General features: G+C 38.3%; 20 protein-coding genes and 4 pseudogenes. 5 read left to right on the forward strand and 19 right to left on the reverse strand.

Going from position 1 to position 19,299, the window contains the following annotated elements:
* Positions 1-93: 93 nt before the first annotated feature.
* The 14 genes and pseudogenes from DTOX_RS25490 to DTOX_RS19545 form a co-directional block, all read right to left on the reverse strand.
* A pseudogene (locus DTOX_RS25490) lies at positions 94-234 on the reverse strand (PD-(D/E)XK nuclease family transposase); the annotation flags it as partial.
* 128 nt (positions 235-362) lie between these two features.
* Positions 363-611 carry a nucleotidyltransferase domain-containing protein gene (locus DTOX_RS19490; RefSeq protein ID WP_015759385.1) on the reverse strand — a complete coding sequence of 83 codons (249 nt, stop codon included), beginning with the start codon at positions 609-611 and terminating at the stop codon, positions 363-365.
* Positions 612-1,112: 501 nt separating this feature from the next.
* Positions 1,113-2,135, reverse strand: coding sequence for an Rpn family recombination-promoting nuclease/putative transposase (locus DTOX_RS19495; RefSeq protein WP_015759387.1), 1,023 nt, complete (start codon positions 2,133-2,135; stop codon positions 1,113-1,115).
* A 141-nt stretch (positions 2,136-2,276) separates the two neighbouring features.
* Entirely contained in the window at positions 2,277-4,523 is a 2,247-nt protein-coding gene (locus DTOX_RS22555; RefSeq protein ID WP_015759388.1) for a YifB family Mg chelatase-like AAA ATPase, read from the reverse strand.
* 26 nt (positions 4,524-4,549) lie between these two features.
* Entirely contained in the window at positions 4,550-5,119 is a 570-nt protein-coding gene (locus DTOX_RS19505; RefSeq protein WP_042316282.1) for a transposase, read from the reverse strand.
* Between the two features lie 657 nt (positions 5,120-5,776).
* Complete coding sequence (locus tag DTOX_RS23695) at positions 5,777-5,941, reverse strand: hypothetical protein (protein ID WP_015759389.1); 165 nt, start codon at positions 5,939-5,941, stop codon at positions 5,777-5,779.
* Between the two features lie 256 nt (positions 5,942-6,197).
* Entirely contained in the window at positions 6,198-6,320 is a 123-nt protein-coding gene (locus DTOX_RS25025) for a hypothetical protein (protein WP_015759390.1), read from the reverse strand.
* A gap of 617 nt (positions 6,321-6,937) precedes the next feature.
* Positions 6,938-7,285, reverse strand: a pseudogene (locus DTOX_RS19510) (HEPN domain-containing protein); the annotation flags it as partial.
* A gap of 121 nt (positions 7,286-7,406) precedes the next feature.
* The gene (locus DTOX_RS22560) at positions 7,407-7,748 is read right to left on the reverse strand and encodes a nucleotidyltransferase domain-containing protein (protein WP_015759393.1); all 342 of its coding nucleotides are present in this window, start codon (positions 7,746-7,748) and stop codon (positions 7,407-7,409) included.
* Between the two features lie 1,138 nt (positions 7,749-8,886).
* Positions 8,887-9,222 carry a group II intron maturase-specific domain-containing protein gene (locus DTOX_RS25495; RefSeq protein WP_422698415.1) on the reverse strand — a complete coding sequence of 112 codons (336 nt, stop codon included), beginning with the start codon at positions 9,220-9,222 and terminating at the stop codon, positions 8,887-8,889.
* Positions 9,223-9,279: 57 nt separating this feature from the next.
* Positions 9,280-9,549 (reverse strand): annotated as a pseudogene (locus DTOX_RS25500) (reverse transcriptase domain-containing protein); the annotation flags it as partial.
* Positions 9,550-9,812: 263 nt separating this feature from the next.
* Positions 9,813-10,490 carry a reverse transcriptase domain-containing protein gene (locus DTOX_RS19530; RefSeq protein ID WP_083773546.1) on the reverse strand — a complete coding sequence of 226 codons (678 nt, stop codon included), beginning with the start codon at positions 10,488-10,490 and terminating at the stop codon, positions 9,813-9,815.
* Positions 10,491-11,210: 720 nt separating this feature from the next.
* The gene (locus DTOX_RS19540) at positions 11,211-12,923 is read right to left on the reverse strand and encodes an IS1634 family transposase (RefSeq protein WP_015756032.1); all 1,713 of its coding nucleotides are present in this window, start codon (positions 12,921-12,923) and stop codon (positions 11,211-11,213) included.
* 906 nt (positions 12,924-13,829) lie between these two features.
* Positions 13,830-14,462 carry a hypothetical protein gene (locus DTOX_RS19545; RefSeq protein WP_042316287.1) on the reverse strand — a complete coding sequence of 211 codons (633 nt, stop codon included), beginning with the start codon at positions 14,460-14,462 and terminating at the stop codon, positions 13,830-13,832.
* A gap of 435 nt (positions 14,463-14,897) precedes the next feature.
* Between DTOX_RS19545 and DTOX_RS19550 the strand changes: the two genes are divergently transcribed.
* Positions 14,898-15,161: a hypothetical protein gene (locus tag DTOX_RS19550; protein ID WP_015759394.1), complete on the forward strand. Its 264-nt coding sequence runs from the start codon at positions 14,898-14,900 to the stop codon at positions 15,159-15,161.
* On the forward strand, positions 15,158-15,532 hold the full coding sequence (locus DTOX_RS19555) for a retropepsin-like aspartic protease (RefSeq protein ID WP_015759395.1): 375 nt from the start codon (positions 15,158-15,160) through the stop codon (positions 15,530-15,532). Before DTOX_RS19550 ends, DTOX_RS19555 begins: the two co-directional genes overlap by 4 nt.
* A gap of 297 nt (positions 15,533-15,829) precedes the next feature.
* Here the strand turns inward: DTOX_RS19555 and DTOX_RS19560 are convergent, their stop codons facing one another.
* The 5 genes from DTOX_RS19560 to DTOX_RS19570 all read right to left on the reverse strand — a co-directional run bounded on the left by DTOX_RS19560 (position 15,830) and on the right by DTOX_RS19570 (position 18,135).
* Positions 15,830-16,384, reverse strand: coding sequence for a PIN domain-containing protein (locus DTOX_RS19560; protein ID WP_015759396.1), 555 nt, complete (start codon positions 16,382-16,384; stop codon positions 15,830-15,832).
* An 8-nt stretch (positions 16,385-16,392) separates the two neighbouring features.
* On the reverse strand, positions 16,393-16,557 hold the full coding sequence (locus tag DTOX_RS23700; RefSeq protein WP_015759389.1) for a hypothetical protein: 165 nt from the start codon (positions 16,555-16,557) through the stop codon (positions 16,393-16,395).
* A 256-nt stretch (positions 16,558-16,813) separates the two neighbouring features.
* Positions 16,814-16,936 (reverse strand): hypothetical protein, encoded by a 123-nt coding sequence (locus DTOX_RS25030; RefSeq protein ID WP_015759390.1) that lies wholly within the window; start codon positions 16,934-16,936, stop codon positions 16,814-16,816.
* Positions 16,937-17,366: 430 nt separating this feature from the next.
* Positions 17,367-17,855 (reverse strand): PIN domain-containing protein, encoded by a 489-nt coding sequence (locus tag DTOX_RS19565; RefSeq protein ID WP_015759397.1) that lies wholly within the window; start codon positions 17,853-17,855, stop codon positions 17,367-17,369.
* Positions 17,839-18,135: a UPF0175 family protein gene (locus tag DTOX_RS19570; RefSeq protein WP_015759398.1), complete on the reverse strand. Its 297-nt coding sequence runs from the start codon at positions 18,133-18,135 to the stop codon at positions 17,839-17,841. Before DTOX_RS19570 ends, DTOX_RS19565 begins: the two co-directional genes overlap by 17 nt.
* Before the next feature lie 121 nt (positions 18,136-18,256).
* On the opposite strand from DTOX_RS19570, the pseudogene DTOX_RS25560 reads away from it, so the two are divergent.
* The 3 genes and pseudogenes from DTOX_RS25560 to DTOX_RS19580 form a co-directional block, all read left to right on the forward strand.
* Positions 18,257-18,352, forward strand: a pseudogene (locus DTOX_RS25560) (AAA family ATPase); the annotation flags it as partial.
* A 257-nt stretch (positions 18,353-18,609) separates the two neighbouring features.
* On the forward strand, positions 18,610-18,900 hold the full coding sequence (locus DTOX_RS19575) for a hypothetical protein (RefSeq protein ID WP_015759399.1): 291 nt from the start codon (positions 18,610-18,612) through the stop codon (positions 18,898-18,900).
* A 76-nt stretch (positions 18,901-18,976) separates the two neighbouring features.
* The gene (locus DTOX_RS19580) at positions 18,977-19,156 is read left to right on the forward strand and encodes a hypothetical protein (RefSeq protein WP_042316291.1); all 180 of its coding nucleotides are present in this window, start codon (positions 18,977-18,979) and stop codon (positions 19,154-19,156) included.
* Positions 19,157-19,299: the final 143 nt, after the last annotated feature.

The following is a 19,299-nucleotide window of genomic DNA, read 5'->3' on the forward strand; positions in this document are numbered from 1 at the left end:
TATGATAATAAGAGTCAAAAAGTTTGAATTTTTTGTAAAGTTCGTAAAACAAAATTTTTATTCTTCTCCCGTTATCCTTTATAAATTGTTTTTCTATAGGCACAAGAGCCACTGGTGTAGTGGCTCTTTGATATTTTTCTTGCTTCTCAGTTTCCTAAACTTACCGAGCTCTATAAAGTGTATCTCCAACCCGTCGGTCAGAATGAAGCCCAACTTATCTTCTTTAATATGAAAAGTAGTATGAAATTAATCTATCTTTGGGGATATTTCCAATGATTGGCCTTTCTTGAATTATCAAATTAAATCGTGTTGCATCTGAGTCTTTGTGGGGGAATAATTGGTAATTATTGACGGGTCAGACACTAGGAATGAATTTCAAAATAAGGTTCAATATCTTCTTTAATAATGGTTCTATAAATTAATCGTTTATCCTTTAAAGGGTTTTGTCCAAACTCAGGAGAGATAACAGCAATGTCAACATCACTTTCCTCACCGGCAGTACCCTTGGCATAAGAACCCAAAAGGATAACAGAATCCACCTTAATATTTTTTTTGAGAAATTGGACTAATCTACTTATTTCATTTATAATTTCAGATTCTTTTCTAACCATTTAGCCCCCTCCAGTGTTTTCATCAAAATTTCATGGAATACTCTTTTGGGGGTACTTTCCATTACCCTTCTTCTATCCTCTGGATAACGTCCTTCAATATTAAGTGGCTGTAATTCGGCTAATAAATCAACTACACAACTTACACTAATAGGTAAAAGCACGGTATTTGGTGATGGTTTATATGAAAAGCTCATTCAACACTGAAATTAAATAGAATAAGTTTGCTCGCCACACAGACTGTCCCGACCTTACATACTTTTTTAGTACATAGGCCGCCGTGGCTTTTACGTCCGGGCACACCGCAGTTTGTTACCTCCCTGCGTTCCGGATATGCTAATCACCTGAATCGGCTAATTGGTGATAGGCGACTTTCACGCCATTAGATTCTCAGCCTTGACGGCTGTTCCCGCACGGTCAGACCCCGATGAAAAATGTCGAATGCTTTCGGCATTTTTCCCGAGCACTAACAACATTTTATTAATCCCAAGGAATGTACTACTCTTAATGCAACTCGTTTTTAATTTTCTGTACAATTTCTTTATCCAGTGCAGTTATTTTACATATAACATCAACCGATATACCTTCTTTCAAGGCCGCCCTTGCTGTTTCTAAAGCCTTTTTCAACTCGCCTTCTTTTATGCCTTCCTTAATACCCTCTTTTATGCCTTCCTTAATACCCTCTTTTATACCCTCTTTTTTCGCCTGCTGCTGCATCTCATCTAGTGTTACCTCGAGGTTCATAATCATAAATTCCACCTCCAACTGGTTGGCTTCCTCCATAATGCGGTCAACTTCCTTATGCAAATGGACCGGCATTCTCGGCTTGATAACATTTTTGAGCCAAATCATAATTTGCCTGAATTCATCCTGAGTTAGTTTTCTCAATACCATGATTAATTTCCTCAGGCGTCTAATTAACTCCTTATGGTTCATTGTCTGGTCCAGAACAAATACGCTGGCTATCAGGTTTGCCATTTCGTACAGTTGCTCATCTTTGTATCTGTTGACATCAAACAGTATGTAATTAAAGTCCAGTACCCGCCCACCGAATATTTGATAGTCAGACAGCATTTCCCTGAAATTCATCTTTGCCATCCAGTTGTTCTTGCCATTGTACAATACCGCCGGTACTATAGCCGGCAGCCTAAAGTCTTTACGATCCCTTTCTTCTTTCTGTGTGTTATTGTACGTTTCTCTCCATATCTGCACCATGTACTGCAGTAAACGAAAGGGCATCAGAAAATCTACAGTAGATTGTAACTCCAGCAGTACGTAGAATATGACATCCTTTTCCTTCGTCCGGAGCCGATACACCACATCTGCCTCTTTTTCACTGAAATCTTCCAGCACGAATGACTTATCAACCAGGAGCAACCCATCTTCTTCTATTTCGTTTACCCAATCCTCTTGCACAAAGGTTTTGATTAATTCCAGAAATATCTTTTTATTGCTGAGAAGCTGCTTATAACCCTTGTCATGGGGATGGTGTGGATGTTTTAGGTTAGGTTGGCCACTTTCCGTCATGGGATCACTCCCTTCGTAATTATTATATCACATACTGCCAGTAAATGGTCATAGCATTATGAAATCCTTTTGTTGTAAAAGTGGATAATTACCTCCGCAACTTTATCCTATTCTATTATTGGGTCCGATCTATTTGAAAAATTAATGTCTCCTCGCCATTCCACCAGCAAACAGCTCTATTTTTCCTTCTAACTCCATGACACAAAGGATTCTTAGTAATGCTGACGGATTACTCCCTAATATACCGGCCAATTGTTCAACACTTTGTGGGATCGGGCTAAGGTGATCGTAGATTTCTTTTTCAATCTGTGATAATGGCGGTATTTCGTTAACTCTTTTGTTCCTGTGTGCCTCATTAGAGTTTATTCTTTGCTCATGCTTCTTTTGTCCCGAATCTAACAGCAACTGGTTAGGATGAAGATAAATTTTAGCACCTTTATGAATCAGTTGGTTACATCCAATACTTTCCTGACTATATATCTGACCGGGTACTGCCAATACTTGACGATTCTGTTTTTCTGCCAGTTGAGCAGTTATTAATGCCCCGCTTTTTTCTCCTGCTTCAACTATCAACAGCTTATTTGACCAGGCAGCAATCCACGTATTTCGCTGTGGAAAATGCTCGGCTCGTACCCTTGTCTGCGGCGGATATTCCGAAAGCAATACGCCTTCCTCAGCAATTCGATCCATCAAGCCACGGTGCTCTGCAGGGTAGCATACATCCACCCCACAACCTAAAATAGCTATCGTAAAACCACCTGCTTTGAGACAAGCCGTATGGGCATAACTGTCAATTCCCTTTGCCATACCGCTAATTACCGGAATATCTTGCTTTGCTAAAAAAGTGGCAGCTTCTTTAGTTACCTGCTTGCCGTAATCCGTACATCTCCGGGCACCGACGATACCCACCCCGGTACTGTTTGGCCGAAGGTTACCTCGATAATAGAATAGTACCGGTGCTTTTGAAAAACCTTTAACTTGTACCGGGTAGAGGTAATCATGATATGTCAATAAACGGATATTTTGTTTCTCTGTCCGATTCAGAATTTGCCTGGCCTGTTCTAAGGATCTTGAAGCCTGGATTTTCTCAACGGTCTTATTATTTATTCCGGCTATCGTCATTAATTCCATTCCAGATGCCAGGTAAATACTTTCCGGTGACCCGAACTTTTCTAAAAGCTTCTTTTGCAAAATTGGTCCAATGCCCTTTACTTGCGACAACCAAATCCAATATTCTTCCATCATCATTAACCATATATAGACAGCATGGTATTTCAGTACTTCATAATCACTGCACCGACATTTATCTTGTCCATAATAACCACAGGGGCAGGGATTCATGGCAGCTACCAACATAAAGTTACTGGGAAATGTGCAAACACTTTTAACACGGGAAATTGTAACCTGCTTGTCCTCCATAGGCTGGCGAAGGGCATCCAAGGTTTTTTTATTGAATTCAGCAATTTCATCCAGGAATAAAACTCCATTATGAGCCAGAGAAATCTCACCGGGAATGATGGGACTACCACCACCGATTAGAGAGTTTAGGGAGGCATTATGGTGAGGAGCACGAAAAAGACGACGTGTAATAAGTTCGTTCCGATCCTTAAGTAGTCCCGCTACGCTGTATACCTTGGTGATTTCAATTGCCTCTTCATCACTCAAGCTAGGCAGTATTGTCGGTATACGCTTAGCAATCATTGATTTTCCACATCCGGGGGCACCTATCATCAGTATATTGTGTCCACCGGCAGCTGCGACCACAACAAACTCAAGCAGTGTATCCTGCCCCTTAACATCCTGAAAATCTCCGCAATGATTTACTTCATCCAGAACAGAATCCTGTCCTTTTACCTCATCAGGAACAACATATGGGGCAGACCCGTTTAAATAATTAACCACTTCTTTTAGGTTGGAAAAGCCAAGAACATTAATGTCTTTGACAACTGAAGCTTCTTTGATATTTTCTTTAGATACGATTAGTGTTCTAATACCCTCCTTGCGGGCAGTAACTGCCATTGGCAAAATGCCTATACATGGTCTTAAATCGGCATTTAGTGAGAGCTCACCAATAAAACCGAATTGTTCAACTTCAGGCACCGTAAGCTGGCCGGATTGAATTAACAAGCCAATTGCCATAGCTAAATCAAAATGGGACCCACTTTTTTTGAGGCTGCTTGGGGCCAAGTTAATCACGATTTTCATTTTGGGAAATTCATATTGGGCACAAGCAATAGCTGATTCTAATCTCTGCCGGGCTTCTTTCACTGCAGCATCGCCCAGGCCCACGATGGCAGTGACGGGCTGCCCGTGCAGCGTCATGGTTTCTACGTCCACTAAATATCCATCAACACCGGCAATGGCAAATGAACGAACAACTACTGCCATTAATTAATGCCCCTTCCTACATTATTTCATTGGTCATTAAGTGTGCTCTTTCTTCTATCTTGACGTGGAGTTTCTACATATTTTTTATACAATGAAGCATCGGAATTCGGAAAATAGGCTAATATTTTCTCCGTTGTAACGAGAGGATCTGTCTCTACCCCCATATAAACAGAATAACTGCTCCACGGATAATCCAAAGGGTGTTCCACTATATGTGCATCAACCGGGTTTAGATGAATATACCGGCTTATTTCCAGTTGATAATTATCAGTTTTAATTAACTCATCCCGAAATCGTCCTTGAAAAAGATGTCCTACAAAATTGTACTTTTTATTAAAAGAGACAGCATACTGCATGTTAATAAGTTTCATGATCTTGCTGATATCCATATCGCTGGTTTCTAAATGAAGATGAACATGGTTACTCATCAAGCAGTAGGAATGTAGAAGAAAACGGTAGTACTTTTTAGCCCATGCTAAAATCAGTAAATATGATTGGTAATCTTCCTCATCACGAAAAATATTGTGTCTATGGTTACCTCTACACATTACATGATAGGTAGCTCCAGGATACCAGACCCGGGGTTTTCTAGGTATGGTAAACCCTCCTCAATATTTTTTAGGGACCAGGACGCAATTTCATTTGATTGGATTAAATAAGGCTACCTAAAAACACAAAATTTAAATATTTTTAAGTTCTTAAGGAATATTATATCATTATTACCAGTTAGCTAAAAGAGTTATTTGTCGTTTATAAATATAATGAACATGATAACAACGAAGATTTTGCCATACAAAGACATTGATTGAAAACATTAAGGCAGGCTAAGGGTGCCTGCCTTTTGCTTACAAATAAAGGTATTGTACAAGAATCCTTTCAAATCCCGGACAACATACAACGTTATCATATTCGATTTGTTTACTGGGGACAAACCCGGTATTGGTTCCCATATGATGCGATATGTATAAAATCCTTACCCCTACTATGTATGTAAATTGCAAAATTTTACTGGGGTATGTCCATAGCTAGTGAATTTACGTGTGGCTCTTTCATCCCCTTCTCTATGCCGGTTTATCCCGATGCTTTCGGACAGACACCAGTTAAGACCTTAGAAAGAAACTAAACCGTAACATTTTGTATCATGCTGGTTCTACCTCTTTACGAAATCAACTGTTAGCATTTAACAAGGGTCTGACCCTCTTGAGCATCAATTAAAATATTTGTATCAATAAGAACACTATTCATTTATTTTATTACCTTTTATCGAAAAATGATGTGTCTTTGTCTTCCCATAAACCAGTTAATTCTTTCAAAGCCGCTTTTTCTTTTTTCATCTTTATCTTTTCCAATGGAGATAGATACTTGCTAATTTTTTTCTTTATATCTTTAACACCATAAACAATTTTAACTGTTGCCATTTCACTCACCTTCTTTTTTAAATTATCTCACGGGAAATATATACTGTCAATTATCACCCTATTTTTACCACTCTTTGCTAGCTTAATTATATCCCAAAGCAATACAACTTTTTTAGTAACTCCAAAACTTTCTTATAAATGGACACCAATAATATTGTACCAATTACAGAACCCTCCAAGTTATTTCCTGGAAGGTTTTGAGAGACGAGTTTAAGACATCTTATGTGTTGCTTTTTATCAGTATGTTGTCATCTAACTACTGACCTTTATTCACCATGCTGCCAGGCATTAAGATATGCTTCCTGTTCCGGTCACCTCGAAGATTTTCATCCAAACTAACTACAGTGCCGTCGAATACCTTAGTTCCGATAAAAAACATTATGAAAGACCAACCACCTTTCCAATGATTGGCCTTTATCGAATTATCAAATTATATCGTGTTGCATCTGAGTCTTGGGGTGAGAATAATTGGTATTTATTTGCTGGGGCCAGATCCTAGGGAATGCAAGTATTGATTTAAAACATTGAGGCAGGCTAAGGGTGCCTGCCTTTTGTTGACAAATAAAGGTATTGGACAAATTTCCTTCAAATCCCGGACAACATACAACGTTATCATACTCGATTTGTTTACTGGAGTCAGACCGGATCAGACCTATGTATATTAATTGCAAAATCTTACTGGGATCTGATCCTAGTTAATGCAAGGAATTTATGGTATTTTTTACAAAGGTCAGACCCCAGAGAGGAATTGTAAATAACGCTTTTTGTTATTTGCAATTCCGACTCGAGCATGGCCCAGTAAAAGCCTAAGAAAGTAATTCCAGCCGTTACATTTTGTATTATGCTGGTTCTACCTCTTTACAAAATCATCTGTAAGTATTTAACAAGGGACAGACCCGGTAAAAATTTGGAAAGAACGGTTTTCCCTTTTCAAATTTTTTTGAGCATACCGGTAAAAATTAATTTTTTCGAGCAAAATCAACCGGAGCAGTCGTTCTATGGAATATCATCTTCATAGGTTTTGAGGTATAATTTAATCCCCCTAATAAATCTGGAGGCATTTTCGATAGATGAAAAAGCTTCTTCACGGCTAACCAGGTAAAAATCGTCATAGTCACCAACTTCTCTCAGATCCCTGCAACTTTTTAAGATTTTGCCGTAATCCCTTGGCAGAATACCAGTCTTTACAAATTGTTGGTTAAACAGACCGATTATCCCGGAATGTTTACAAGAATCTAGACTCTTTGTGGCAAGAACAGCACGGGCGGCTTGAAAAACAGCGTAGTAGGCTCTGGATACTGCGTCAGAGTACATCTGTCGTTCTAATAGCAATCGGGCTGCCTTGAGACGTTCTTCTCGTAGTGCATGTTTTCACCCCGCTTTCATCTTGGTTCTAATAGCAATCGGGCTGCCTTGAGACGTTCTTCAGCAGATTGAAGTCTATAAATAGCGAGTTCTACACCAATTAAAGGGTCCACAAGGTTTCACCTTCTTTAACCACATTAGTGGCAAATGGTGCGTTTATCTGTAACAGCTTGTTGAATTGTTCATTCTCATAAATGTTGACTGAGATATCAATGCCATGCTCTAACTCGGAATCTAGGACAAAATCATAGATCTTGTCACGGTCAATATTTTTCTTGTCTTTTACCAAAATAAGAACATCCATATCGGAGTCCAAACGGTGATCGCCCCTAGCCCTAGAACCATATAAAAGCACCTTAGTAATTTCCCCAGGATGTATTTTATTTAGGTAATGAACAAAATATTTTAGAACTTCCTGCTCTGTGTTTGTTAAATCGGGTATTTAAACCACCCCATTTAATATATGTCTTTCTTTATTATTATAACATGTATTAGATTGATATCAAGTATGCACTGGTCTGAGACCAAGCTACTATATAAATATCATGAAAATCTTATTAATCTCAGTAATACAACTTAAGATATTAACAAAACACTTAGATTAACTCGAAGATATTCATCAAAACTAACTTCAGTGCTGCCGAATACCTTAATTCCGATAATAAATATTATGAAAGGCCAACCACCTTTCCGATGATTGGCCTTTCTTGAATTATTAAATTAAATCGTGTTGCATCTGAGTCTTTGGGAAAGAATAATTGGTAATCTTTTACCGGGGCCAGGCCCAATGTCATTAAGTTATCCTGTCTATAATTAACAATTGTAGGGTTTAGGTTATTACTTTAATTTCCTTCGCTTTGCTTTAATTGAAATCATTAACTATATACTTAGGTGGGGAGGAGTTGTTATTAGATGGGGAATCTTGTAAAAAGGCAATAATATACCCGGGACTTGTTTTCCGAATTTTTTTGCAAGCCCTTATGTTCTCATCTTTCAGTTTTTGAACTCAAATTGGTATCTTGATGCGGAAATTAGTTATAAGCTCCTCTTCTGATTTACTGGATGCTTATAAGCTTTAAGACCTTTTCTTCTAAAATTGCTTCTTCCTGGACGAATAGGGATCTTGTTACGTGAGATTTGCTCCATTATCTGGTGAAACATTGCATTTCGCTTTTCAGGATTGTCTTCAAGTAACATAAGTACCAATGAATCTTTTAATTTACCAATTAGTACGTTTGCATTAACCTTGTACTCATATTTTAAATTTTTATCCTCATTATTTAGCGCAATTTTCTCGTTTGCTTCTTGTTTAGTAAGTGCCACCATATTTGATAGATAAATGGAGGCATAGAAATCTTGCTCAATGGAAATAGTCGTATCTCCTGTAAAATTTTCAATTTGGAGTCTGCTTTTTAGTTCATTATATTTAACCTGTCGGGTAAAGGACTGGCGCGGTATCAGTTCTGACCCGTTTCCAACCCCTCCCCATAAGAACTGCTCGTGAGGTTTTCCCTCAAGCAGCTCACCCCGTAAACTCAGTCAGAAGGGTTATGGGACCTATCGAATGGTGGACACTTTCATCAGTATCCATCTGCTCTCCTAAGGGGATGGACTTTCCAGTCCCAGTAGAGCCCAAGCACACCGTAGAGATACTCGTTACTCCATCTCCGCCACCCGATGCTACACTTTCGTCTCCGTTTTCTTCTCGATAGCAGTGTTCGGATTTTCATCTCCGTATAGTCGCGTACTTCACTAAATGCACGGCTGGAATTTCCAACCCGGAAGTAGTTTACCCATCCGGACAATTTAGCGTTAACTTGTTTCACTATGTCCGTTGCAGGTTTTGAACCCCCGTTTTTAATTGCATTGCGAATTCCCGCTTTGATATTAATACGGGCTTTCTTTTTCGGTGTCATAAGTATGAAGTATCCGGAACTGCTTCGATTTTGTACTCGCCTAAAGTCAAACCCCAGAAAGGAGAAAGATTCGCCCTTTAGGACGTTAACCATTCGGGTTTTATCCAGATTGAGTTCAACTCCCAAGGGTTCCAGTTGTTCATGCAATCGCTGTAATGCTCGTTCAGCCCATCCACGTTTGCTGGAGTGTCCGCTTACCGTAATTACCATATCATCGGCAAACCGATGATAGTTAATCGCCTCGTAGTTACCTTCCGCTGTTTTAAGCCTAATGGCATTGAATGTCCAATCGACATCATTTAGGTATATATTAGAAGCTAATGGAGAAAACGGACCTCCTTATGCAAAGAAAGTAATTATGCAAAGTAGGAAAGTAAAATACTCGAAAAACAAGTAGTTTTGGTTCATTTACTTTGCATAATAATCTAAAGTCAAAAGCGATATTGGACTATCTAAACTCGAAAATATTGCTTCCGAGCATCATAATGATTGGTAATTGGCCTGGTATTTCGGAAGTTTATTGCTTCCAGATCAATATATTATGCAAAGTAAATCAGGATTAATTACACAAAAAACGCCAGTTCCAGTAGTTAACTTTGCATAGTCTTCCACTTTGCATAAGGGGGTCTATGCAAAGCTTTGCATAGGCCGCCTTGTGGGGTCCCTTCGGGTGTAGGTTTTATTTTACCTTTTTCCATATACCCTGCTTTTAGCATCTGCTGTATTAGCCCAAGCACGCGTCCGTCACTAACTCTTTCAGCTACCATGTCAATCAATTTATCGTGCGCAACACTCCCAAAATAATCTTTTAAATCCGCATCGACAATCCAGTGGTAGCCATTCATCAATTCAACCCAAATCTTTCGCATAGCATCATGTGGGGAACGTCCGGGTCTATATCCAAAACTGCAATCATTAAATTCCGGTTCAAATATTGGTTCAATTCTGTTTTTCAGCGCCTGCTGACACACGCGATCACGTATGGCCGGAATTCCCAGTGGGCGTTTTTCATTCGGTTTATCCCGTTTCGGTATATTCACTCTACGCACGGGCAAGGGGTTATATGTTTCTCCTTTAAGTTCCATATGAAGCTTTTCAAGTTCTTCATCTGCTACTTTGTCAAATGTCGTAATGCTAACTTTATCTATTCCGCCTACTCCTTGATTGGCCTTAACCCTTTGCCATGCCATTTGTAAGTTGGTTTTGCTGTATACTTTATCAATTAATGAATGAACCTTTAATCTATTTGTCGCGCCTACTTCACTCATTGCAAAACAGTCTCCTCCGTTGCAAGTTCTGGGTCTTTCACGCAGGGAACTATCCTTCCCCTGCAACATACTCACTGCTCCTCACAGAGGTTTTAGCTCAATAGAGTAAATCGACTTCCCTCCAATAGTTACCTTTTGGGTAACCATGGACCATCCCCTTGCGAATGATCCCGGCGTTTTTGTTGTTCACCGGTTAAAGTACTATTCGATTCTCCGACTCCTCGCACCGCTTCAACATTCACTTCGGTATTACCTTATAGAATGCCTTACTGGATGCTATGCTTGTCTGAGCAGGACGGCCGTGCACAGCAACCACCATCCCGACTATGTTTACCCACCAGTCCATTTTGGTGCACTAACCAGACGATACGAGGTCTCCGTGGGTCACATAACTATCTTCCATACCATGCCGCCCGCAAACACCTTGGTACGACGGGTGAACTAGAACGCCTTCGCCTCCATAGTGCAGGCTCGACCTTGCCCCGTCTTTGGCCGACCGGTTCATCACTAGGGTTGCCCCTTCGATTACAGCCTGGTATTTCTCCTCAAGCCCGTCAGATTCCACCTCGCGGTGGACACCCTGCCCTCCGGGGTTAACCCGGCCCTCGAGACATTACCCCCGAGTATTGGATATAAATCTCCTAGCGGGAGTTTACGAATTATTAGAAACAGATCCCTTCTATGCCAGCAATCACAAGGCATCGGAGGGATAAAAGTGTATTACCCACCAAGTGCATACTTCCCTATATCTAAAACCTCTAATAATCTCTTTTCTTCAGCAGATATTTTCGTTAATGAAAAACACTCCCTGTCCTTTTTTGAATTACCCTTCTTTGGATAAACGGTAATAACCTGTTTAATATCAGATAATCTTGACAGCATTTTGTTTATACTCATTTTAAGGCCATTTTCATGCAGAACGCGGTTTAACAAACAACAAAGTCTTAAGGCCAGCACGCAATAGAAAGCATGAACTTTAATTTTTTGATCAGTCCAATGATGTATTGGACGAAAACCTAAAAATGTAGTGTCTTTCATTTGCCTAAAATCGTCTTCTATATGATATTGTGATCTGTATGTGGAGATTATCTTATCATTTGGCCAATCATGATTATCCGTAAATAAGACTGTCTTGCCAAGAAAATGTTCTTTAACATAGTTAAATTGTTTGATATTAATAGAAAAATCAAGATGAGCAAGACCATCTTGTTCATATATCTGAACATCGAAAATATCACTCATAAACTCGCCGTGAAGAATAGTGGCAACATTTTTTTGTACAGATGTAACCGTGGGCTTACGCCCTTTTGTAGTTACACCGGCAACACGATCAAGTAATGATTTCTGCAGTACTCGTAACTTAAGAGTACATTTTTCAATATTAATTGCAATGCTCTGCATCTGTCCGGCAAATAACTCAGGATTGCAAACCACTAAAACTGTCATTTCCCGGTTATAAACGGAAAGCGTAGTCCGGTATGCCTTAACATTTCTAAAATTATCACTGTTAACCGACTCGTATTCTTGAATTGGAATATCAAGCAAGGATTTATTTTGAGAAAGCCTAAGAGAACCTACAACATTAAAAGCAAATTCACCGCTCATAACAAGATCCATATTATTTAGAGAATTGTTTCCCTTATCAAAAACAAGGGTTGCATTTCCCGGTTTACCGCAAATATTAATATAGCGGTTCTTAAGTTTCTCAATAACTGCCTTAAACTCAACAGAGTCGTTGTCATTGCCCGGATAAACATCATAAAAAAGAGGGACATTGAAATCGGGAGTAACCATCATTGCTAAACCGACAATCTTCAAATCAGACCTCTTTTCCTTGCTGTGGCCCCGTTGTGGTAACTTATCGGCTGATAACGTATCAATATATGTAAAAAAGTTGGTTGCATCGTAAATAAGCAAATCGGTAGAAAGATTATATTTATCAACGATAAGTTGCGTAAATTCATTTTCAAAACTCTCAATAGCTGAGTCAGATAATAAACTCATATTATCCCAGAATCTTTGACTTGTTAATGATTGTTTTGGAGCAGGCAGCATTCTATAAAGCATTGTTTTATCATACCATTCACCAATTTGGAACTTGCTAACAGGTTTAACGACCCTGTTTATAGCAGCCAGCAGCATATATTCTCCGACACTTAACCCTTGTTCGCGTTTGGGAGCATACTTATCAATTATTTCAATAACACCGAGCTGCTTGGCAATATCATACAAAGCACACACGGTGCCAAACTCTAAAACAATACTGTACTTGGGATTTTCCAAATCAGATTTGCCTTCAACAGCCTTGGCAATATCCTCGGCACGTCCAAGATATTTTTGCCGGACAATTCTTGGCTTACCGTTAACTCGGGCAGACTCTACCAGATAGTAATAAAATTGATTTTTTTTCTTCTTTTTAATGATCGAAGCCATGGAAACCTCCCTTTATTATGGTAGGGTAATACATAACTTCGACACTTATGCATAAAATTCCTGCATACATCAATAAAGTCTTTGAAATTAAGCATTTCATAACCAAAAAACATGTCTAAAATGTTAAATATGAGTTATGCGGTAGGGTAATACACTTTTTCTTCATCAATACCACTTTTTAATTGCAAAAAAGTCCTTTAAAATCAAGGCCTCCACTAGTTTTTTAGATGATAATTTCTGTTCATTTGTTCATAACGACATGCTAATTCGTAAACTCCCGCTAGTCCGAGATTCAGTGGGACTTTAACCCACCTGACAGATATGCTGCCACGCACACACTACGATCCGTTCCGCCACCCTGACATCTGTCGTCCCACTTCCCGATCACGGTTATAGGGATAACCTCCTCGATGAGTTTTCTTCACCGGATGTCGAGGGTTTCTCCAGTTTCCACAATATCTTTCACTCCATGTCGCCGTTGATACCCCGCCGGTGAGCACTGCCGTTTCAGACTCTTTTCGGTCAGCACTTGTTGCTTTCGCACGTTATCGACCGTCTCAGCCACCGGATTTCGTGTAACGAGGCTACATCTACGTTCATTGTGATTACAACCTGGAGTTTCGCTCACACTCCTTGAGTGTGTTGTCAAAGGGCTTCACCGTTTCATTTTCACTCCACGGTGCCTCTCAAGCTACGGGAGTGAAGTCTTTTCTCCCGGTCGGACTTTCACCGACTAGACATTGTGTCCTTAACTGGACACGCCAATCCCCCAACGTTTAAAATAAAGCTCCTTGAACTCCTGGATACTAAAGTTTTCATCCAATAAATTAGTGACGAGGATCTCTTCCTCTCCGGAATCTAACATTAGTCGAATAACACGAATCTTGAACGGTTCTTTTTTAACATTTACCACGACAATCTGATCGGGTTTCCTAGCCTCATTGACTTCTTTAATTTTTCGATTAGTTCAATGGCAATGTCCCTCTCGCCGGTAGTATATCTGGTGATTTTTGATGTAATCATCATGTCGTTTTCTATATCATAGATACCGGAGGCCTTGGCACGTGCGAGTTTTACAGTCTTGCCTTCACTATACCAGAAGGCATTTCTCAACCGCTCTGAATTGGTAATTTCCAAAACCGAGGCATCAATTGCAGAAAGCCTATATCCTTTGAATGTTTTAAAGTCATTATCACCATAATACCAGGTGATTATGGCATCAGCCATTTTAATAAAAGCATCTGGTGATATTTTCTGTCTTGCTTCGGAATATCCTTGCTTAGTTATACTGTTTTCAACTCCCTTTATGATTTTAAAGAACGAGTCTAATTCTAACTGAAGGGTTTTTCTCACAAAGTTTAACTGGAACAGGATTAGACTCTTAAAATCCATCTTGCAGTTAGTAGGTCGCGTAAAATAGTTTGGTTTCGTCCGTGTTTCAAGCATAAACATAATATCATTAATAAGTTGTTCAGTGATACGTATTGCTTCTAAAAAAGTTTTTTTCATTAAAATCACCATAGTTGTTTGATATACCAAAAAATGGCATCCAAAACAATTATGGTGATCTTTTTGAAAAGTCAAGTCTTTTTATTGTTTATTTAAAAATTTATTAATTTTACCCTAATTCCTTTTTATGGAATGATAGCCTGATGACATTGGGACAGACCCCGGTAAAAATTTGGAAAGAATGCTTTTCTCTTTTCAAATTTTTTCGAGCATTTTTTTTCGAGCAATTGGTAATCTTTTACCGAGGTCAGAAATTATGTTGCTCTTAATCAGTTAATAAGGTATGATCTTACCATCAAGTGCAACATAAAAAATGACAATGCTAGGTTTGGTTTTTATGTACAACATAATTAAACGGGCAACTTACAGGGGATTATTACTTCAACGCCAAGAATGTACCTGATCCATACACATTAAGGCCGCTTAATATAAATCTCATTAAAAACCTCAGAGGAGGATTAAAAAATGATATGGGAAGAAGTTAAAAATGCATATCCAAATCAGTGGGTAATCATTGAAGCTATTGAGGCTTATACCGAAGGGGATAAAAGAATTATAGCGCAAATAACTGTAGTTAACAATTTCCAGGACGACAATAACAAGGCTCTATTGCAATATTTGCAATTACACCGAAAGCATAGGGAAAGAGAGCTTTACGTTGTTCACACTTCACGTCCTGAATTGGATATAATCGAGCAAAAATGGATTGGGGTGCGGGCCGACATATGAATCTAAAAATAAAATATGGGATGCCTTTTACTGAAGTTGTGCTGACTCACAAAGGCAAATCGTTCAGTTCCGATAATTTCTTGATAGATACTGGTTCTGCCTCCACCATCATTGCTGCCGAAATTGCTGTTAAATTGGGGTTAGGGCCTGAACCTTTAGATGTTATACGAAAAATTCGTGGCGTTGGTGGAACAGAATTTGTATATGAGAAACATATTGATAGAATTCGGTTGGGCACAAAAAAACTGAATCAATTCAAAATACAAATTGGTGATATGGACTATGGATTCGATATTGACGGAATTCTGGGAATGGATTATTTGATGATATCTAAAATAGTTATAGATTTGGAAAACATGATGCTTATGTGAGCTAAAATACAAGCAATGCTCCCGGGATACTGGTGCAGGGCAGCAGGGCATACATGATGTGCAGTTACTAAATGAGTGCTGTCCATTTTTATTTACTATCAACTGTAAATTTATGTCACAGTTTGAGTAAAATCGCGGAATATCTTCCAGTTGTTTTTTAATAGGCTTTGTTGGAATTTTGGCGGTACCCCTATAATATAAGAAAGGCCAACCACCTTTTAATGATTGGCCTTTCTTGTATTATCAAATTAAATCGTGTTGCATCTGAGTCTTTGTGAAAGAATAATCGGTAATATATTACCGGGGCCAGACCCTAGGGAATGTAAGTATATTTTGACGGTATTTTACGGGGGTCAGACCGGTAAAAATTTGGAAAGAACGGTTTCTCTTTTCAAATTTTTTCGAGCACTGATACGGTACAACAATTTCCAAAGCAGGATGTGGTACAAATTTAAAATCGTCAGGGTTCCTTGTATATAAGGGAAGATCATTTACAATTGCAGTAGCCGCAATATAACAATCTTCAATATGGTGATCTCGGTATTCTGCTGATTGACGAGAGAGTAAACCAGCAGTTCTAGCAACTTTTTGGTTCGTAGGTAAAACTCGAAAAAGTGTTGGCAAAAGCAATTGAGTTCTATTTTCCTCTTGTAAAGATATGTGTGGATACTGGAGTAATTCTTTTATACTATGGCAAGAAATGTATCTATTAACTCTTTCATCAATTAGTTTATCAATTAACGATACAGCCATTTTTGAATTAAATTCATACATTTTATTTTTTGGCCGCGATTTTCGATGACTTCTAAGCACATCAATTAAAATATTTGTATCAATAAGAACACTATTCATTTATTTTATTACCTTTTATCGAAAAATGATGTGTCTTTGTCTTCCCATAAACCAGTTAATTCTTTCAAAGCCGCTTTTTCTTTTTTCATCTTTATCTTTTCCAATGGAGATAGATACTTGCTAATTTTTTTCTTTATATCTTTAACACCATAAACAATTTTAACTGTTGCCATTTCACTCACCTTCTTTTTTAAATTATCTCACGGGAAATATATACTGTCAATTATCACCCTATTTTTACCACTCTTTGCTAGCTTAATTATATCCCAAAGCAATACAACTTTTTTAGTAACTCCAAAACTTTCTTATAAATGGACACCAATAATATTGTACCAATTACAGAACCCTCCAAGTTATTTCCTGGAAGGTTTTGAGAGACGAGTTTAAGACATCTTATGTGTTGCTTTTTATCAGTATGTTGTCATCTAACTACTGACCTTTATTCACCATGCTGCCAGGCATTAAGATATGCTTCCTGTTCCGGTCACCTCGAAGATTTTCATCCAAACTAACTACAGTGCCGTCGAATACCTTAGTTCCGATAAAAAACATTATGAAAGACCAACCACCTTTCCAATGATTGGCCTTTATCGAATTATCAAATTATATCGTGTTGCATCTGAGTCTTGGGGTGAGAATAATTGGTATTTATTTGCTGGGGCCAGATCCTAGGGAATGCAAGTATTGATTTAAAACATTAAGGCAGGCTAAGGGTGCCTGCCTTTTATTGACAAATAAAGGTATTGGACAAATTTCCTTCAGATCCCGGACAACATACAACGTTATCATACTCGATTTGTTTACTGGAGTCAGACCGGATCAGACCTATGTATATTAATTGCAAAATCTTACTGGGATCTGATCCTAGTTAATGCAAGGAATTTATGGTATTTTTTACAAGGCCAGACCCCAGGGAGGAATTGTAAATAACGCTTTTTGTTATTTGCAATTCCGACTCGAACATGGTCTAGAATTTGGAATGTTATCGAATCTCTTCTGCTTTCCTGAGTACTGTAAGGTATAGCTTTCGGCTTATATAACGGTTGTGTATAATCATTAAATCCATCAAAGACCTTATTTCTTCAACAAATCCAAGTTTTTTACCGGTCAGAAGTATACCTAACACACCTGTGACCTTCAATCCAAGTAGGGAAGCATATTGCCTTCCTGCAAACTCGTCAATGATGACATTCTGTATTCGTTTTTCTTTGGCTATTGCTATTACTTCGGCTTCACCTTCATCTAATTCAAGCATGATGGTATCTTTTACTACTCTATTCCCTGCTTCCAATATTGTGAAGCGATTAAAGATCTCCAATTTATCACTGCCTGTCTTGCCTTTGCCTTTGACTATAACTTCATTGTACACTGATTTCGGTATTATAATCTCTTCATATAACTTTGGTAATAGCTCTATTTGTCCAACCAGAGACAGACTTATAAGCGGAGACGAATTAATTACCGCTTTCATTCTTAAAGTCCTCCACAAACCTGTCTATGGCTTCAAACTCTCTCTCTAATTCTTTATCAGTATATTGGTAAATATCAATCTGATTCTTTCCAAGCAAAATCACAAAATCATTCTTGTCCATACCAGCCAATTCAGCCGCTTTACCAAGAGATAGCTTACGTTCCTTAAAGAATTGCAGAGCAAGTATTTTTCTTGCTTCTTCCTGTAAAGACTTTTCATCCTTCTTAAGTACAAACAGTATTTCTTCCGATATAGGGATATTTATATTTAACATCCGCATGAGCATCAACTCCTAAAATAATTCGTTAAACACTCAAAATTCCTTTTACTGGTAGTATACTCTCTTTCTACTTTAAGTGCAATATAGATTCCTCTCTTTTCAAATTTTTTCGAGTAAAGATACTCTGGCAGATGCTATTCTTGATCGGATAGTTCATGATTCATATACGGTATTTATTGATGGCAAGGTCTCTATGAGAGAACGCCACGGGCTATAAGATAAATAGTTAATTGATTATAAAGTTCGAGAGCCATCACCACCAAATGTGGTGCATCTCTCATGAACACATTGGCTTGGCTCTATTTGATGCACATAGTGGCTTTCGAAAAATATACTAGTGCTGAGTGGCGTAAGTACGTACACACCATAAATTTACAGCAAAAATTCAAGTAAAATGGAATATTAAACCTTTCACAAAAGGACAACCCATCGTATAATTAAGAAAAGCAAACAAATATAAGAGGATTAAAAACAATGGCAGAAAATCAATTAAAGTCCATTTCCCTGGAAATTGAATCATATATTCATCAACGTGGTCTGACACATTTACATGCTATGGTTCATGGCAAACATATAATTATTTATTCAAGTTATGATGGAGAAAAAGAACCGCGTGCCCGATTAAGCCAGATAAGACCAGACGTTTTTCGATTAAGTATGTCCGACCACAAGGGGCGATGGGAGGCTACACCTTATATTGGAACAACCGACAAACTTCTGGAAATACTTCTGGAACAATTCGGTTTTACACTAATAGATTTTTAAATGGTTCATATTGCTCGGCTATATAAATTAAGATGTCAGTTGTTTTAAGAGTTTAAGATTATGGAGGTGTATAATTATGGCATACCCAAAAGCCCACGAGATTATTTTAAGTAAAAAACAAAGAGCAATTCTTAATAAATACTCTCGTGGTACACATACGCCTTTGCATCTTAAAATCAGGGCACAGATTATCTTGAAAGCAGACGAAGGAAAACCCAATATTACTATTGCATGTGAACTCAATCGCATAAGTTAAAATCTATTATTAAATCGGCACTGAAAGATAAGTACCGCATTGGTAAACCACTATTTTTTACACCGGAACAAATTGCTCATATTGTTTCATTAGCTTGCCAATCGCCGATCGAAAACGGTGTTCCCTTAAGTCACTGTACACCA

The organism is Desulfofarcimen acetoxidans DSM 771, assembly GCF_000024205.1.
Lineage (GTDB): Bacteria > Bacillota > Desulfotomaculia > Desulfotomaculales > Desulfofarciminaceae > Desulfofarcimen > Desulfofarcimen acetoxidans.

What these genes read in the sequence shown, in the direction of transcription:
- DTOX_RS19490 (WP_015759385.1), bottom strand. Translation starts at nt 611, where the DNA reads ATGGTTAGAAAAGAATCTGAAATTATAAATGAAATAAGTAGATTAGTC.
- DTOX_RS19560 (WP_015759396.1), bottom strand. Translation starts at nt 16,384, where the DNA reads ATGAATAGTGTTCTTATTGATACAAATATTTTAATTGATGTGCTTAGA.
- DTOX_RS19570 (WP_015759398.1), bottom strand. Translation starts at nt 18,135, where the DNA reads ATGCGGATGTTAAATATAAATATCCCTATATCGGAAGAAATACTGTTT.
- DTOX_RS19495 (WP_015759387.1), bottom strand. Translation starts at nt 2,135, where the DNA reads ATGACGGAAAGTGGCCAACCTAACCTAAAACATCCACACCATCCCCAT.
- DTOX_RS23700 (WP_015759389.1), bottom strand. Translation starts at nt 16,557, where the DNA reads ATGGCAACAGTTAAAATTGTTTATGGTGTTAAAGATATAAAGAAAAAA.
- DTOX_RS19565 (WP_015759397.1), bottom strand. Translation starts at nt 17,855, where the DNA reads ATGAAAGCGGTAATTAATTCGTCTCCGCTTATAAGTCTGTCTCTGGTT.
- DTOX_RS23695 (WP_015759389.1), bottom strand. Translation starts at nt 5,941, where the DNA reads ATGGCAACAGTTAAAATTGTTTATGGTGTTAAAGATATAAAGAAAAAA.
- DTOX_RS25495 (WP_422698415.1), bottom strand. Translation starts at nt 9,222, where the DNA reads ATGACACCGAAAAAGAAAGCCCGTATTAATATCAAAGCGGGAATTCGC.
- DTOX_RS22555 (WP_015759388.1), bottom strand. Translation starts at nt 4,523, where the DNA reads ATGGCAGTAGTTGTTCGTTCATTTGCCATTGCCGGTGTTGATGGATAT.
- DTOX_RS19575 (WP_015759399.1), top strand. Translation starts at nt 18,610, where the DNA reads ATGGCAGAAAATCAATTAAAGTCCATTTCCCTGGAAATTGAATCATAT.
- DTOX_RS19550 (WP_015759394.1), top strand. Translation starts at nt 14,898, where the DNA reads ATGATATGGGAAGAAGTTAAAAATGCATATCCAAATCAGTGGGTAATC.
- DTOX_RS19555 (WP_015759395.1), top strand. Translation starts at nt 15,158, where the DNA reads ATGAATCTAAAAATAAAATATGGGATGCCTTTTACTGAAGTTGTGCTG.
- DTOX_RS25030 (WP_015759390.1), bottom strand. Translation starts at nt 16,936, where the DNA reads ATGTTTTTTATCGGAACTAAGGTATTCGACGGCACTGTAGTTAGTTTG.
- DTOX_RS19540 (WP_015756032.1), bottom strand. Translation starts at nt 12,923, where the DNA reads ATGGCTTCGATCATTAAAAAGAAGAAAAAAAATCAATTTTATTACTAT.
- DTOX_RS19530 (WP_083773546.1), bottom strand. Translation starts at nt 10,490, where the DNA reads ATGAGTGAAGTAGGCGCGACAAATAGATTAAAGGTTCATTCATTAATT.
- DTOX_RS25025 (WP_015759390.1), bottom strand. Translation starts at nt 6,320, where the DNA reads ATGTTTTTTATCGGAACTAAGGTATTCGACGGCACTGTAGTTAGTTTG.
- DTOX_RS19580 (WP_042316291.1), top strand. Translation starts at nt 18,977, where the DNA reads ATGGCATACCCAAAAGCCCACGAGATTATTTTAAGTAAAAAACAAAGA.